The sequence below is a fragment of the Roseomonas sp. WA12 genome, from assembly GCF_054165765.1.
Map to the genome: position 1 here is coordinate 941865 of NZ_CM135108.1, position 14488 is coordinate 956352.

The following is a 14488-nucleotide window of genomic DNA, read 5'->3' on the forward strand; positions in this document are numbered from 1 at the left end:
ACAGCACGCCTGCCGCACCGCGAATCTTTGGGAATCCGCGCTCTTTCCGGGGGAGCGCGGCCTTCATAGCTTTAACCTCATGATCGACACGCCTTTCCGCTTCGCTCTGCCAGGCTGTCGGCCCGCCTGCTGTCGCGGCTGAACCGCCGCACCGCACGCCGCCGCGCCAAGCGGCCCTCGCACCTCCCGGAGTTCCTCCCATGTCCGAGCACGCCCTTGGCGCGCGCGAACCCCTCGCGCCGTCCCTGCCGCTCCGCGCGGCGCGCCTCCCACGACTGAATTTCTCCCGCTTCCGTCGCTTCGCCTCCCCGCTCGCGATCGTCCTGCTGTGGCAGGCCGCCTCCATGGCCGGCCTCATCTCCCCGCGCACGCTTGCTGCCCCCACGACCATTCTTGCCAGCGCCTGGGAACTGCTCGCCTCGGGCGAACTGCCCCGCCATCTCCTCGTCTCCCTTGGCCGCGTCGCCGCCGGCCTCGCCATCGGTGTCACCACCGGCATTGCGCTGGCCCTCGTCTCCGGCCTTTCCCGCCTCGGCGAGGAGATCGTGGACGCGCCGATGCAGATGCTCCGCACGCTGCCCTTCCTCGCCCTCGTGCCGCTCTTCATCCTCTGGTTCGGCATCGGCGAGACGCCGAAGATCGCCCTCGTCGCGCTGGGCAGCGCCTTCCCCGTCTACCTCACCCTCTTCGCCGGCATCCGCGGCGTAGACCCCAAGCTGGCCGAGGCTGGCCGCGTCTTCGGGCTCGACCGCCGCGGCCTCGTCCGCCACGTCATCCTCCCGGGCGCGCTCCCCTCCGGCCTCGTCGGCCTGCGCTACGCCCTGGGCAGCGCCTGGCTCTCGCTCGTGATCGCCGAGCAGATCAACGCCACCTCGGGCATCGGCTTCCTCATCAACGACGCCCGCGACTTCCTCCGCACGGATGTCATCGTCGTCGGCCTGCTCGTCTACGCGCTGCTCGGCCTCGGCGCCGACGCCCTCGTCCGCGCCTTCGAGCGCCGCGCCCTCGCCTGGCGCCCCAACCTCATCAAGGCCTGACAGACATGAGCGAGAACCGCACCGTCTCCGTCCGGGGTCTCACCCGCCGCTTCGGCACCAACACAGTTCTCCACAACCTGAACCTGGATCTCGAGCCCGGCTCCTTCACCGCCCTCCTCGGCCGCTCCGGCTCCGGCAAGACCACGCTGCTGCGCACCCTCGCCGGCCTGGACCCCGCGCCGGAGGACGCGCAGCTGGACCTGCCCGACCGTGTCGCCGCCGTCTTCCAGGAACCCCGCCTCCTCCCCTGGAAGCGCGTCTGGAACAACGTCGCCCTCGGCCTTCCCGGCCGTGAGGTGAAGGCCCGCGCCGAACGCGCCCTCGCCGAGGTCGGCCTCACCCGGCACCGCGACGCCTGGCCCGCTACCCTCTCCGGCGGCGAGGCCCAGCGCGTCGCCCTGGCCCGCGCCCTCGTCCGCGAACCCCGCCTGCTGCTGCTGGACGAGCCCTTCGCCGCCCTGGACGCGCTCACCCGCATCCGCATGCACGCCCTCGTCCTCGACCTGTGGCGCGTCCACACCCCCACCACCCTCATCGTCACCCATGATGTGGACGAGGCCGTCCTGCTGGCCGATCGCATCCTGGTACTGGATGCCGGCCGCATCGCCGCCGACATCGCAGTGGAGATCCCGCGCCCCCGCAGCCATGGCGACGCCCGCTTCGTCGCCCTCCGCCGCCGCCTCCTCGCCGAGCTCGGCGTCGAGGCTGAGGTGATCCGGGAAGCCGCATGATGCTCTCCCGCCGCACCGCCCTCCTAGCCGCGCTCGCCGCCCCAGCGGTCGTGCAGGCGCAGACGCCCACCACGCTCCGCGTCGCGCAGTACAAGGCCGGCGACGGTCTGCTGCTCCGCCTCGCCGGCCTGGCCGACACGCCCTACCGCGTCGAATGGTCCGAATTCGGCTCCGGCAACCTGATGCTGGAAGCCGCCAATGCCGGCGGGCTCGACCTCGCCTATGGCAGCGAGATCCCGCCCACCTTCGCCGCCGTCTCGGGCGCGCGCATCAGGCTCGTCGCCGTCATCCGCGGCGACGTGAACGAGCAGACCGTCCTCGTGCCGCAGGGCTCGACCATCACCGACATCGCCGGCCTCAAGGGCAAGCGCGTCGGCTATGTCCGCGCCACCACCACCCACTACTATCTCTCGCGCATGCTGAACGAGAAGGGCCTCTCCCTCTCCGACGTGCAGCTCGTGAACCTCACCCCTGCCGACGGGGCCGCGGCCTTCCGCGCCGGCGCCCTCGATGCCTGGGCCATCTACGGCTACTCCGTCCCCATCGCCCGCCAGTCCGGCGCCCGCGTCCTCCGCACGGCGGAGGGCATCCTCTCCGGCAACTACCCCTATTTCATCCGCGCCGGCCTCGCCGATGAACCCGCCCGCGCCGAAGCCGCGCGCGACCTGCTGGACCGCATCCGCCGTGCCATGCCCTTCATCCAGCAGCACCCTGCCGAGTACGCCGCCGCCCAGGCCGCCGCGCTGAACGTGCCAGAAGCCACCATCCGCACCCTGCTCGACAACGTCTCCCAGCCCCGCAGCCTCGCCCCGGTGGACGACGCCGCCATCGCCTCCCACCAGGCCGTCGCCGACGAGTTCACCCGCATTGGCGTCATCCCCCGCAAGGTGGAGGTCGCCCCGCTGTGGGACCGGGGCTTCTGGCGCGCAGGGCGCAGCGCGTGATGGACGGAACCCTGCTCGCCCGCGACACGCCGCGCGACCTCGCCCGCCGCTTCGCGCTCACCGCCGCCGTGCATGACCGCGAGGGCAGCTTCCCGCACGAGAACATCGCCGCCCTCCGCGAGGCCGGCCTTCTTTCCCTGACGGTCCCGCAGGGTCTCGGCGGGGCCGACATCTCCCTGCAGCGCGCGGCGGGAATCGTCGCCACCATCGCCGAGGGTTGCCCCGCCACGGCGCTCATCCTCTCGATGCAGCTCATCCAGCAGCGCGGCATCGCCCGCAACGCCACCATCCCCGAAGCCGTCCGCACCCGCATCGCGCGCGGCGCGCTGGAGCGCGGTGAACTCATCAACGCGCTCCGCGTGGAACCCGAACTCGGCACCCCCGCCCGCGGCGGTCTCCCGGCCACCACCGCGCGCCGCACGGCAACCGGCTGGGCCATCACCGGCCGCAAGATCTACTCCACCGGCAGCCCCGCGCTCGATTGGGGCCTCGTCTGGGCCCGCACGGATGAGGACGCGCCGCGCACCGGCCTTTTCCTCCTTCCCATGCGCGCGCCCGGCGTCCGCATCGTCGAAACCTGGGACCAGGCCGGCCTCCGCGCCTCCGGCAGCCACGACGTGCTGATGAACGACGTCGCCCTGCCGGAAGACCACGCCCTCGACCTCCGCGCGCCCGACGCCTGGACCGAGCGCGACAGCGACGCCGTCGCCTGGAACACCCTCCTCATCGCCGCCCTCTACACCGGCGTGGCGCGCGCCGCCCGCGACTGGCTCATCCCCTTCCTGCGCAACCGCATCCCCGCCAATCTCGGCCAACCGCTGGCCACCCTGCCGCGCATGCAGGAAGCCGTCGGCCACATCGCGTCGCTCATCCTCACCAACGAGCGCCTGGTCTCCAACGCCGCGATGGAACCAACCACCCCGGCCGAATTCGGCCTCATCAAGACGGTCGTCGCCGACAACGCCATCGTCGCCGTGCAGGAGGCTGTGGCCCTCTGCGGCAACCACGCCCTCGCGCGCAGCAACCCGCTCGAACGCCATCTGCGCGACGTGCTCTGCGCCCGCATCCACACCCCCCAGCCCGACGCCGCCCTCCTCGCCGCCGGCCGCGCCGCCCTACTCCCGATCTGAAAGGGAATAACGCCATGACGACCCTCAACACGCTCCCCCGGGACGGTGTCGAATTCATCGGCATGATCCAGCCGCGCCAGCAGTCGGAAATCCACCCCGCTAGCGGCCCCACCATCGACCCCGCCTACCTCATCGCCTCCGCCCAGGCGCATGACGAGGCCGGCTTCGACCGCATCCTCATCGGCTGGCATTCCAACGGCCCCGACGGCCTGCAGCTCGCCGCCCATGCCGCCGCGCACACGAAGAAGGTCGGCTTCCTCGTCGCCCACCGCCCCGGCTTCCAGGCCCCCACCACGGCCGCCCGCGCCTTCAACACGCTCGACCAGCTGAGCAACGGCCGCGCCGCCCTCCACACCATCTCCGGCGGCGACGACACCGATCAGGCGCGCGACGGCGACTGGCTCGGCAAGGACGCGCGCTACGACCGCACGGATGAATACCTCACCATCCTGAAGTCCATTTGGTCCGCCAACGCGCCCGTGGACCATGAGGGCGAGTACTACCGCATCAAGGGCGCCTCGCCCGAGGTGCGCTCCGTGCAGTCCCCGCGCATCCCGCTCTATTTCGGCGGCGCCTCGGAAGCCGCGCTGCGCGTCGCCGGCAAGCACGCCGATGTCTACGCGCTCTGGGGCGAGACCCACGCCCAGGTGCGCGAGATCGTCTCCCGCGTCCGCGCCGAGGCCGCCAAGCACGGACGCCAGCACGACATCCGCTTCTCCCTCTCCTTCCGCCCCATCCTGGCGGAAACCGAGGGCGCCGCCTGGGCCAAGGCGGAGTCCATCCTGCAGCGGATCCGCGAGGTGCGCGGCAAGGCCGCCCTTGGCCCCGCCAACGGCGCGCCCGCCAATGCCGGCTCCCAGCGCCTGTTGGACGCCGCAGCCCTCGGCGACCGCCCGGAAGGCCGCCTTTACACCGCCATCGCGCGGGAGACCGGCGCGCGCGGCAACACCACCGCCCTTGTCGGCACGCCCGAGCAGGTGGCCGAGGCTTTCCTCGACTACTACGACCTCGGCGTGACCACCTTCCTCATCCGCGGCTTCGACCCGCTGGAGGATGCAGTGGAGTACGGCCGCTCCCTGCTGCCCGCCACGCGCCGTCTCGTGCAGCAGCGCCTCGCCCAGCGCCAGCTTGGGCGCGTGCAGGTTGCCGCCGAATGACCACACGCCGCATCCTCCTGCTGGCGGGCGCCGGCGCGCTCGCCGCCCCCACCATCCCTCGCGCTCAGGCACCTCTCCGCGTAGGTGACCAGCGCGGCAACGCCCGCGCTGTCATGGAAGCCTCCGGCCAGCTCCAGGGCTTCGGCGACCGCATCGCCTGGAGCGAGTTCCCCGCCGCCGCCCCGCTCGTGGAGGCCCTGAACGCCGGCGCCATCGACACCGGCCTCGTCGGCGACGCCCCCTTCACCTTCGGTGCCGCGGCCGGTGCCCCCATCAAGGCCATCGCCGCCACGCGCGAGAACCGCGAGGGCCTCGCCATCCTCGTGGCGAAGGACAGCCCGATCCAGAACATCCAGGATCTGCGCGGCAAGCGTATCGCCACCGGCCGCGGCTCCATCGGCCACCAGGTGATCCTGGCGGCCCTGGAGAACGCCAACCTCCCGCTCGACGCCGTCCAGTTCGTCTTCCTCCTCCCCGCCGACGCCAAGGCCGCCTGGTCCCGCGGCAGCGTGGAGGCCTGGTCCACCTGGGAACCCTATGTCTCGCAGGAGGAGGTGCTGAACGGCGCCCGCCGCGTCGCCCACGGCCAGGGCATCACCCCCGGCCTCGGCTTCCAGGCCGCCCGCACCGACGCCATCGCCGCCCGCCGTGACGATCTCGCCGAATTCGTCCGCCGCCTCGCCGCCGCCCGCGCCTGGGCGAATACGAACGTCGCCGAATACGCGCGCATCTGGTCCGGCCTGATGAACGTGCCCGCCCCCGTGGCCGAGCACTGGTTCGCCCGCGCCGCCACCCGCGTCGTCCCCATCGACGACGCCGTCGCCGCCGACGAGCAGAAGAACATCGACCTCTATGCCCGCGCCGGCCTCGTCCGCCGCCGCATCGAGGCGCGCGACCTGCTCGACCCCTCTTTCAACGATGCCATCCGCGCCGGGAGCCGCCCCGCATGAACCAGATCACGCGCATCGCCCCGGATGCCAACATCCAGGACTTCGGCGCCCTCCTTCGCGACGGCGAACCGCCTCGCACAATCGAGGAGGAGCGGCTGCACCGCAAGCAGCGCCTCGCCGCCACCTTCCGCCTCTTTGCCCGTGCGGGCTTCGACCAGGGCCTGGCCGGCCACGTCACCGCACGCGATCCGGAATTCACCGACGAGTTCTGGGTGAACCCGCTCGGCCGCCACTTCTCCCAGATACGCGTCTCCGACCTCATCCGGGTGAACCACCACGGCGAGGTCGTCCACGGCACCCAGCCCGTGAACCGCGCCGCCTTCGCCATCCACGCCGCGCTCCACCAAGCGCGGCCCGACGTGGTGGCCGCCGCCCATACCCATTCCACCTACGGCAAGGCCTGGGCCTCCCTCGGCCGCCTTCTGGCGCCCATAAGCCAGGACAGCTGCGCCTTCTACGAGGACCACGCCCTGTTCGACGACTTCACCGGCGTCGTGCTCGACACCTCGGAGGGCGAGCGCATCGGCGCGGCGCTCGGTGACAGGAAGGCGGTCATCCTCCTCAACCACGGCATTCTCACCGTCGGCCAGACGGTGGAGGCGACCGCCTGGTACTACCTCTCCATGGACAACGCCGCCCGCGCCCAGCTCCTCGCCGAGGCCGCCGGCACCCCGCGCCCCATCCCGCACGATGTCGCGCGCCTCACCCACTCCCAGGTCGGCTCCCAGAAGGGCGGCCTACTCTCCTTCCAGCCCCTCTACGCTTCCATCACCGCCCTCGAACCCGACCTGCTGGACTGAGCCGATGACCCAGCGACGCCTCCTTCTCCGTGGCATCGGGGGCGCCCTCCTCGCCGCGCCCGCCCTCATCGGCACTGCCCGCGCCCAATCCGCCACCCTCCGCGTGGGCGACCAGCGCGGCGGCATCCAGCCGCTGATGGAGGCCGCGGGCGTCCTCAACGGCCTGCCATACCGGCTGGAATGGTCGCAATTTGCCGGCGCGCCGATGCTGCTGGAAGCCCTGAACGCGGGCGCCATTGACACGGGCGGCATCGGCGACGCCCCCTTCACCTCGGCCGTGGCCGCCGGCATCCCCGGCAAGGCCGTCTCCGCCGTCCGTTCCGGCGGCGCCGTCACTGCGCTGGTGGTCCCGGGCGACTCCCCCGTGCACTCGCTGGCCGATCTCCGCGGCAAGACGATTGCGACGCTGCGCGGCCAGACCGGCCACTTCCTCGTCCTCGCCGCGCTCGAGCGGGAAGGGTTGCCAGCAGACGCCGTCCGCTTCGCCTTCATCGCGCCTGACGCCGCCAAGGCCGCAATGGCGCGAGGGGCGGTTGATGGATGGGCGACTTGGGGGCCTTATATCTCCCTGGCCAAGGTCCAGGACGGAGCGCGGGAGATCGTGAACGGGGATGGGCTGATGAGCGGCCAGAGCTACCAGATGGCGGCTGATGCCGCGATCGGGTCCAAGCGCGCCGCCCTGTCAGACTTCCTCCGCCGCCTCCGCCTGGCCCGCGAGTGGGGCTTGGCCAACCCGGAGGAGCAGGCCCGCGTCTGGAGCGCCCAGACAGGGTTTCCTCTTCCCGTGGGGCGGGACGTGGTGGCGGTCGCCGCTACCCGCACCGTCGCTATTGATGAGGGCGTGGTCGCCGCCCAGCAGCGCGTCAGCGACTTCTTCGCCGCCGTGAAGGTCATCCCACGCCCCCATCAGGTGGCGCCTGCCTTCGACAGCAGCTTCAACGCGGCCGTCTTCGCGGCCTGACACCAAGGGAACGACAGACATGCCCGACGGAATCGCCACCAAGCCGGTTCAGGATACCCAGGGCCCCGGCCCGGGCTATGACTGGCGCAACAAGGGCATCCGCCACGTCCGCGGCTCGGATAAAAGCTGCGATACGCCGGAGACAGTGGGCATGAACCGCGAGGTTGCGATCTCCGGCAGCCGCACCGGATCCACCGCCCTCTGGGCCGGCACCAACCGCATCGAGCCCAATTCCCAGACCGGCCCGCACCATCACGGCCATCTGGAAAGCATCATCTACATCATCTCGGGCACCGCCCATATGCGCTGGGGCGACCGGCTGGAGTTCATCACCGAGGCCAAGGCCGGCGACTTCTTCCAGGTGCCCCCCTACGTCCCGCACCAGGAGATCAACGCCTCCTCCACCGATGTGCTGCACTGCGCCCTCGTCCGCTCCGGCACCGAGGAGGTGGTGATCAACCTCGAGAACCTCGACATCGTCGAGACCCCCGAATGGATCCACCAGAGCGCCGCCACCGGCGACGCGAGCCACCGCTGAAAGGCCAGGGCCGGCGCCCGGCGAGGCGCCGGCCGGCCACCTCCTGATGGACGAAATCGACCGCAAGATCATCGCCCTTCTCCAGGGCGATGCCACCCTCTCCGTCGCCCAGCTCGCCGACAGGGTGGGCCTCTCGCCAACCCCCTGCTGGAAGCGCGTCCAGAAGCTCGAGACGAATGGCGTCATCACACGTCGTGTGGCGCTGGTGGACCCGCAGAAAATCGGCGTCGACCTGATTGTCTACGTCGCCATCGAGGCCGGGGACCACACCCCCGAATGGCTTGCCACCTTTACCCGGGCCATCGCCGAAATGCCCGAGGTGATGGAGGCTCACCGTATGGCCGGCGAGGTGGACTACATGCTCCGCGTCGCCGTCACCGGCATGTCCGAGTTCGACGCCTTCTACAAACGCCTGATCGCCGCCGCCCCCATGCGGAACGTCACCTCCCGCTTCGCCATGGAGGGACTGAAATACACCACGGCCTACCCCCTCCACCGCGCCAATTTCCGCGACCGCGCCGGGCGGGATAGCGAAGGTTAGGCGGGGCGGCACAACCCCGCCCGCTCCGCGCCGTTGAGGCATCGCCCCTCACGGCGCCAGGAGTCCCCTCGCATGAGCATCTTCCGCTCCATTATGTCCAAGATCTTCGGCCACCCGGCCGCTGCTGCCAGCCCCGATGCCGGCAGCCCCACCCCCGGCACAACCGGCGGCATCGGCACAATGAACGCGCCCGCCGCCACGCCCAGCACCCCGGCCGCCGGCCAGGCGCCCGGCGCCCCGGCCCAGAACGTGGACGTCGCGGCTGTCCTCACCGACATGGCGTCCAAGAACTCCCAGCAGCTGAACTGGCAGTCCTCCATCGTCGACCTGATGAAGCTGCTGGACCTCGACAGCAGCCTCGCCGCCCGCAAGGAGCTCGCCGGCGAGATCGGCTACACAGGCAGCACCGACGATTCCGCGTCCATGAACATCTGGCTGCACAAGCAGGTCATGCAGAAGCTGGCCGAGAACGGCGGCAAGGTGCCGGACAGCCTGAAGGGCTGACGACCCCGCCGCGCCCGTCTCCGCCGTTTTCCGGCGGGCGGGCGCGGCACCGTGCCCGCTGGACAGCCGCGCCGCACGAGCCCTGAATGTCGCCACTGACATGGGGAGATGGGACGTGGATGGCATGAACCGGTCGGCATACGCACCCGACTCCTTCCGGCAGCTCACCTTCCACGATGCGGCCCGCGGCTTCGCCCGCGGAACGGACACGCCCCGCGCCTATCTCGAGCGCTGCCTTGAGACAGTCGCCGCACGCGAGCCAGAGGTGCAGGCCTTCGTCACGATCAACGACGCCGGCGCGCGCGAAGCCGCCGACGCAAGCACCGCTCGCTGGAAGGCCGGCGCCCCGCTCTCGCCGATCGACGGCCTGCCGATCGGCATCAAGGACCTGATCGAGACGCGAGACATGCCGACCCAGATGGGCTGCGAGGCCTATCGCGGGAACTTTCCCCGGCGGGACAGCGCCATGATCCGCGCCCTTCGCGATGCCGGCGCCGTCATCCTCGGCAAGACTGTCACCACCGAGCTCGGCCAGGCCCATCCCGGCCCCACCACCAACCCCTTCGATGCCAGACACACCCCCGGCGGCTCCTCCTCCGGCTCGGCCGCTGCCGTCGGCGCGCGCATGGTGCCGGCCGCCATCGGCACGCAGGTCGGCGGCTCCATCATCCGCCCCGCCAGCTACTGCGGGAACATCGCCCTCAAGCCCACCCAGGGCGCCATCAACCGCGGCGAGCGGCAGGGGCTTTCCCAGAGCACCGCTGGCGTCCATGCCGGCTCCATCGAGGATATGTGGCTGGTCGCCATGGCGATCGCGACCCGCGCCGGTGGTGATCCGGGCTCCCCGGCGCTTTTCGGCCCGGCCGCCCCGCCCACCGCCCGCAAGCCCGCCCGGCTAATCGTCATGGAAGCCGAGGGCTGGCCCATGCTGGACGCGGAGTCCCGCCAGGCCTTCGAAACCCTCCTTGAAAGCCTCCGCGCTGCCGGGGTGGAAATCCTCACCCGCGCCGACGCCCAGGCGATCGAGGCCTTCGAGCGCAGCATCGCGGAAGCCAAGGCAGTCACCAACGACATCGGCAGCTTCGAGACGCGCTGGAGCCAGCAGAACCTTATTGAGTCAAACCCGGAAGGCGTCAGCCGCCGCTTTCTGAACCGTCACGCCCGCGGCATGGAGATGACGCTGGAAACCTATCGCGCCCGCCTCCTCCAGCGGGACGCGATGCGCCGCGCCCTCTCCGATCTCGCCCCGCTCGCGGATGCGCTGATTGCCCCGTCCTCCCCCGGTCCTGCCCCTGTCTGGGAAGGCGACCGCCCCGGTGAACCCCTCAACCCACGCCCGACCGGCGACATCGCCTACAATGCCGCCACCTCGGCCCTCGGCGTTCCCTGCGTCACGGTGCCGATGACTGCCGTGCGCGGTCTTCCCATGGGCGTGCAAATCATCGGCCAGCCGCATATGGACGCCCGCGCCGCCGGCTTCGCCCGCTGGATGCTGGAGAAGGTGAAGCCCGTCGTCATCTAGGCCCTAACCCTCGGCACGGACGCCCATCGCCAGCGTCCGCTCGTCCATGCGCGGATCGTGGCGCAGCCCGCGCCGGGCCGCCCAGGTGTTGGTGAGCTGCAGCACCTGGATGTAGGGCACCTGCTCCGCGTAGCGCGCCACCGCCTCCTGCAGCAGCGCCTCGCGTGCCGCGTCGTCCATCGTCGCGGCCGCGCGCGCCGTCATCTCGTCCAGCGCTGCGTCCGAATACTTCCAGTTGTTGTTCGAGCCGGTCAGCCGCTGCCGGTTCGGCGTGCCCGTGATGTTCACCAGGTAATTGGTTGCCTCACCCGTGGAACTGCCCCAGGCCGCGAGCTGCATCGGGAAATCGAACCGTGACCGCCGCGGCACGAAGGCGGCGTAGGGCATGCCGTCCACCGTCGCCCGCACGCCGATGCGCGTCCACATCTGCGCCACCGCCTGCGCCACTCGGGAGTCATTTGGCCAGCGGTCATTCGGCGTGGTGATTACAAGCCGAAAGCCCTGCGGGAACCCTGCTTCCGCCAACAGCCGCCTCGCCGCATCGGGGTCGAACCCGTCCGGCTTCACGGCGGGGTTGTACCCGAAGGCTCCCTCCGGCAACCACTGCCCGGTCGGCACCGCCGCCCCCTCCATCACCCGTTCGGCCAGCGCCTCGCGGTTGATCGCCAGCGACAGCGCCCGCCGCACGCGAAGGTCGAGGAAGGGGTTCTTCGGCAGCGGCACGCCGTTGTTGTCCGTCACCTGCGGATGGCTGCCCTCCGCGGCGTGGATCGGCGCCAGGAACATCGTCCTGAGGCTCGGGATCTCCGAGACCGCCAGCCGCGGTTCCCGCTTCAGCTTCGCCAGGTCGCTCGTCGGAATCTGGTCGATCAGATCCACATCGCCCGAGAGCAGCGCGGCGGTGCGGGAGGCATCGTTCGGCAGGAAGCGGTAGTTCACCTGCGTCCAGGGCTGTGCGCCGCCCCACCAGTCCGGGTTGCGCGCCAGCACCGCCCGGCTGCCGGATTCATAGGACACCAGCCTGTAGGGCCCCGTGCCGATCGCCGCCTTGCCGGAGTTGTAGTCCTCCGTCGCCGTCCCGTTCACATGCCGCGCGATGATGCTGACCGAGGCAAGGTCGAGCGGCAGCAGCGGATGCGGCTGCCGCGTGTGGATGTGCAGCAGCAACGGCTCCCGCACCTCCACCCGCGCCACCTGGCGCAGGAAGCCGCCAAATCCGCCGGGGCTGTTCGCCACATTCGGCACGCGCTCGAAGGAGAACACCGCATCATCGGCCGTGAAGGGCGTCCCGTCATGCCACCGCACGCCCGGGCGCAGCCGGAATTCCCATTCCGTTTCCGACAGCGCCCGCCAGCTCTCCGCCAATGCCGGCCGCGGCTGCGCCCGCCCGTCGCGCTCCACGAGCCGGTCGAAGATGTGCATGGTCAGGGCATTGTTGGGCCCGTTGTTGTGGAAATGCGGGTCCATCGAGGTGGCCGGCGTGCCCACGCCGATCGTCAGCGTCGTGCCGGCCGCGGCCTGCGCCACGGCCCGCCTCGGTGACGCCAGTGCAGCGGGCACCGAGCCGAGGAAAAGCCGCCGGGACAACGCGGTCGCATCGGCCATGATCCGCGGCCTCCATCTCTGCTGGACGGCTGAAGGCTAGACCGGCGCGGGGCCCGATGAACACCGCCGATGAGAGGAGGCGCGCTAGGTGCCGCGCGCCGCGAAGGCCTCACCCAGCGCCGCCGCCTCACCGAGAGAGGTCACGATCGCCTCCGCCGGCCCTTCCTCCCGCAGCGCCGACAGCATGGCGCTTTCCGGGGCCGCATCCCACAGCCCCACGATCACCTTCGCCTCGGGAAGCTGCCGGTTGATCCGCCGCAGGAAGTATCGGAGCCCGGCCACGCTGTTCCCCTCCTCCAGGACGGAGAGGCAGACCAGCCGCACCATTGCCGGGTCCAGCCGTCCAAGATTGGCAGTCTCCAGCACCGCGCTCGCCTCGGCCCGGGCACCCAGCCCGGCCCGGTGCAGCACCAGAGCAGCCAACCGCGCAGTCAGGTCGTCCAGCGGCCCGCGGCCGGCGATGCACACCACCGCCCCCTCCGCCCGCCAGGGCGAGGGCACTGATTCCGCATGGGCCACGGACGCCACCCCGAAATCGGAGAGGTCGTCCAGCAGCGTGCCGACCTGCGCGCGCACCACCTCCAGCCGTTCCGGTTCCAGCGCCTCTCGCGTCCAGTCGGTCTGCGCCAGAACAAGCCCCTGCAAGGCCACGGTGTCGCCATAGGCCGCGAAGGAAGCCCCTTCCTCGCCGAGGATCTCCCTGGCCTGATCCACCAGCCCGTCCGCATCGCCTTCCAGCGCGCGCTGGTAGAAACTTTCCTCCGGCTGCAGGGGAGGGCGGTCGCCCAGCATCACGTCGAAGAACTCGAAACGCGGCACGTGCCGGCCCAGCACCACCAGCCCGACCGTCAGCGGCGTGGAGATCAGCAGTCCGATCGGCCCCCACAGAAAAGCCCAGAAGCTCGCCGCCAGCACCACCGACAGAGGTGAAAGTCCCGTCCGCTTCCCGAACAGCAGCGGCTCAAGCACCTGCCCCATGATGCCGCCGCCGATCAGGAAAACCGCCAACACCGTCGCCGCCATCGACCAGCCCGGCTCCACCGCCAACGCGAGTACGAGAGGGGGGCCGATAGCGATCGGCGTGCCGATGAAGGGCACGAAGCGCATCAGCCCGGCGAGAATGCCCCAGAGCAGCGGGCTCGGCAGCCCCACCGCCCAGAGCAGCGCGGCGATCAGCACCGCATAGCCCGCATTCAACGCCACCTGGGCCAGGAACAGGCGCGAGAGGCGCGACGCGGCGTCGTTCATCGCCGACATCGTCCGGTGCAAGTCCCGCGCGCCGGCCAGGCGGATCGCCCGGTCCCGCAGGTCCTCCCGGTAGAGAAGAGTGAGAATGGTAAAGATGATCACCAGCCCCGCAGTGGCCAGCGGATGCAGGATCGGCCCGAGCACCGACCCCACCACGTTCAGCAGTGCGGTGTCTGTGCGCGCCGGCGCCGCCACGATCACGGGCGCGCCCGGTGCCGCCGGTACCTCCAGCGGCCCGCCAACGCCGAGCCCACCCAGCAGCGCCTCCGCGCGCCGGAGCATGTCCCCCAGCCCGCTCAAGGCACCCAGCTTCGCCCGCAGCGTCGCGGCGTAGCGCGGGAGCTCCGCGACCAGCTCCGCCGCCTGGGCGCCGAGCGCTGCACCGATCGCCCCGATCACCGCAAAAGCCACCAGAACGGCGACGAGGACGGAGACACCCTTGCCCAGCCGCAGCCGTTGCAGGAGACGCGCAACGGGCGCCAGCACAAAGGCGAGCAGCACGGCCAGCACCAGCGGCACCAGCACGTCTCGCCCAAAATACAGGGCGGCGACGATGATGGCGGCCGAGACGAGCATGGCCGCCCCGGCCACCGGTCCCCCGACGGCCCCTCCGGCGATATGGGCCGGCGCGGCGGCAGGGGGAAGGCGGCGGTCGGGCATGGCCATGCGGCGCGGATCGAGCCTTCCGTCAGACGGTTCAAAAAGAGGGTTGGCGCGGGGAGGTGCCATGCTCCCCCGCATCCCACCAGCCCCTCCGCGCGTTGCGCGCGCGAACGTCATCGCAGACCCCACCCTCGATGTCATCGGCAGGGCTCCCGGG

At 71.0% G+C, this 14488-nt stretch carries 14 protein-coding genes; 12 read left to right on the forward strand and 2 right to left on the reverse strand.

Features of this window, described 5'->3' with window-relative positions; genetic code table 11:
- Positions 1-200: 200 nt before the first annotated feature.
- The 12 genes from ACVBD7_RS04575 to ACVBD7_RS04630 all read left to right on the forward strand — a co-directional run bounded on the left by ACVBD7_RS04575 (position 201) and on the right by ACVBD7_RS04630 (position 10815).
- Positions 201-1037 (forward strand): ABC transporter permease, encoded by an 837-nt coding sequence (locus tag ACVBD7_RS04575; protein WP_458096320.1) that lies wholly within the window; start codon positions 201-203, stop codon positions 1035-1037.
- Positions 1038-1042: 5 nt separating this feature from the next.
- Entirely contained in the window at positions 1043-1768 is a 726-nt protein-coding gene (locus tag ACVBD7_RS04580; protein WP_458096321.1) for an ABC transporter ATP-binding protein, read from the forward strand.
- The gene (locus ACVBD7_RS04585) at positions 1765-2712 is read left to right on the forward strand and encodes an ABC transporter substrate-binding protein (protein WP_458096322.1); all 948 of its coding nucleotides are present in this window, start codon (positions 1765-1767) and stop codon (positions 2710-2712) included. The genes ACVBD7_RS04580 and ACVBD7_RS04585 overlap by 4 nt, the downstream gene beginning before the upstream one ends.
- Positions 2712-3842 carry an acyl-CoA dehydrogenase family protein gene (locus ACVBD7_RS04590; protein ID WP_458096323.1) on the forward strand — a complete coding sequence of 377 codons (1131 nt, stop codon included), beginning with the start codon at positions 2712-2714 and terminating at the stop codon, positions 3840-3842. Before ACVBD7_RS04585 ends, ACVBD7_RS04590 begins: the two co-directional genes overlap by 1 nt.
- A 14-nt stretch (positions 3843-3856) precedes the next feature.
- Complete coding sequence (locus tag ACVBD7_RS04595) at positions 3857-4999, forward strand: LLM class flavin-dependent oxidoreductase (protein WP_458096324.1); 1143 nt, start codon at positions 3857-3859, stop codon at positions 4997-4999.
- The gene (locus tag ACVBD7_RS04600) at positions 4996-5949 is read left to right on the forward strand and encodes an ABC transporter substrate-binding protein (protein WP_458096325.1); all 954 of its coding nucleotides are present in this window, start codon (positions 4996-4998) and stop codon (positions 5947-5949) included. Before ACVBD7_RS04595 ends, ACVBD7_RS04600 begins: the two co-directional genes overlap by 4 nt.
- Entirely contained in the window at positions 5946-6749 is an 804-nt protein-coding gene (locus ACVBD7_RS04605; RefSeq protein ID WP_458096326.1) for a class II aldolase/adducin family protein, read from the forward strand. The genes ACVBD7_RS04600 and ACVBD7_RS04605 overlap by 4 nt, the downstream gene beginning before the upstream one ends.
- Before the next feature lie 4 nt (positions 6750-6753).
- Positions 6754-7710 carry an ABC transporter substrate-binding protein gene (locus ACVBD7_RS04610; protein WP_458096327.1) on the forward strand — a complete coding sequence of 319 codons (957 nt, stop codon included), beginning with the start codon at positions 6754-6756 and terminating at the stop codon, positions 7708-7710.
- A gap of 19 nt (positions 7711-7729) precedes the next feature.
- Positions 7730-8248 (forward strand): cupin domain-containing protein, encoded by a 519-nt coding sequence (locus ACVBD7_RS04615; protein ID WP_458096328.1) that lies wholly within the window; start codon positions 7730-7732, stop codon positions 8246-8248.
- 46 nt (positions 8249-8294) lie between these two features.
- Positions 8295-8789, forward strand: a complete 495-nt coding sequence (locus ACVBD7_RS04620; protein ID WP_458096329.1) for an Lrp/AsnC family transcriptional regulator — start codon at positions 8295-8297, stop codon at positions 8787-8789.
- Positions 8790-8861: 72 nt separating this feature from the next.
- Positions 8862-9293, forward strand: coding sequence for a DUF3597 domain-containing protein (locus ACVBD7_RS04625; RefSeq protein ID WP_458096330.1), 432 nt, complete (start codon positions 8862-8864; stop codon positions 9291-9293).
- A gap of 124 nt (positions 9294-9417) precedes the next feature.
- The gene (locus tag ACVBD7_RS04630) at positions 9418-10815 is read left to right on the forward strand and encodes an amidase (protein ID WP_458096331.1); all 1398 of its coding nucleotides are present in this window, start codon (positions 9418-9420) and stop codon (positions 10813-10815) included.
- Positions 10816-10818: 3 nt separating this feature from the next.
- Here the strand turns inward: ACVBD7_RS04630 and ACVBD7_RS04635 are convergent, their stop codons facing one another.
- Positions 10819-12420 carry an ABC transporter substrate-binding protein gene (locus tag ACVBD7_RS04635; protein WP_458096332.1) on the reverse strand — a complete coding sequence of 534 codons (1602 nt, stop codon included), beginning with the start codon at positions 12418-12420 and terminating at the stop codon, positions 10819-10821.
- Positions 12421-12504: 84 nt separating this feature from the next.
- Positions 12505-14334 (reverse strand): AI-2E family transporter, encoded by a 1830-nt coding sequence (locus tag ACVBD7_RS04640; RefSeq protein WP_458096333.1) that lies wholly within the window; start codon positions 14332-14334, stop codon positions 12505-12507.
- Between the last annotated feature and the right edge of the window lie 154 nt (positions 14335-14488).

What these genes read in the sequence shown, in the direction of transcription:
- ACVBD7_RS04575 (WP_458096320.1), top strand. Translation starts at nt 201, where the DNA reads ATGTCCGAGCACGCCCTTGGCGCGCGCGAACCCCTCGCGCCGTCCCTG.
- ACVBD7_RS04580 (WP_458096321.1), top strand. Translation starts at nt 1,043, where the DNA reads ATGAGCGAGAACCGCACCGTCTCCGTCCGGGGTCTCACCCGCCGCTTC.
- ACVBD7_RS04585 (WP_458096322.1), top strand. Translation starts at nt 1,765, where the DNA reads ATGATGCTCTCCCGCCGCACCGCCCTCCTAGCCGCGCTCGCCGCCCCA.
- ACVBD7_RS04590 (WP_458096323.1), top strand. Translation starts at nt 2,712, where the DNA reads ATGGACGGAACCCTGCTCGCCCGCGACACGCCGCGCGACCTCGCCCGC.
- ACVBD7_RS04595 (WP_458096324.1), top strand. Translation starts at nt 3,857, where the DNA reads ATGACGACCCTCAACACGCTCCCCCGGGACGGTGTCGAATTCATCGGC.
- ACVBD7_RS04600 (WP_458096325.1), top strand. Translation starts at nt 4,996, where the DNA reads ATGACCACACGCCGCATCCTCCTGCTGGCGGGCGCCGGCGCGCTCGCC.
- ACVBD7_RS04605 (WP_458096326.1), top strand. Translation starts at nt 5,946, where the DNA reads ATGAACCAGATCACGCGCATCGCCCCGGATGCCAACATCCAGGACTTC.
- ACVBD7_RS04610 (WP_458096327.1), top strand. Translation starts at nt 6,754, where the DNA reads ATGACCCAGCGACGCCTCCTTCTCCGTGGCATCGGGGGCGCCCTCCTC.
- ACVBD7_RS04615 (WP_458096328.1), top strand. Translation starts at nt 7,730, where the DNA reads ATGCCCGACGGAATCGCCACCAAGCCGGTTCAGGATACCCAGGGCCCC.
- ACVBD7_RS04620 (WP_458096329.1), top strand. Translation starts at nt 8,295, where the DNA reads ATGGACGAAATCGACCGCAAGATCATCGCCCTTCTCCAGGGCGATGCC.
- ACVBD7_RS04625 (WP_458096330.1), top strand. Translation starts at nt 8,862, where the DNA reads ATGAGCATCTTCCGCTCCATTATGTCCAAGATCTTCGGCCACCCGGCC.
- ACVBD7_RS04630 (WP_458096331.1), top strand. Translation starts at nt 9,418, where the DNA reads ATGAACCGGTCGGCATACGCACCCGACTCCTTCCGGCAGCTCACCTTC.
- ACVBD7_RS04635 (WP_458096332.1), bottom strand. Translation starts at nt 12,420, where the DNA reads ATGGCCGATGCGACCGCGTTGTCCCGGCGGCTTTTCCTCGGCTCGGTG.
- ACVBD7_RS04640 (WP_458096333.1), bottom strand. Translation starts at nt 14,334, where the DNA reads ATGGCCATGCCCGACCGCCGCCTTCCCCCTGCCGCCGCGCCGGCCCAT.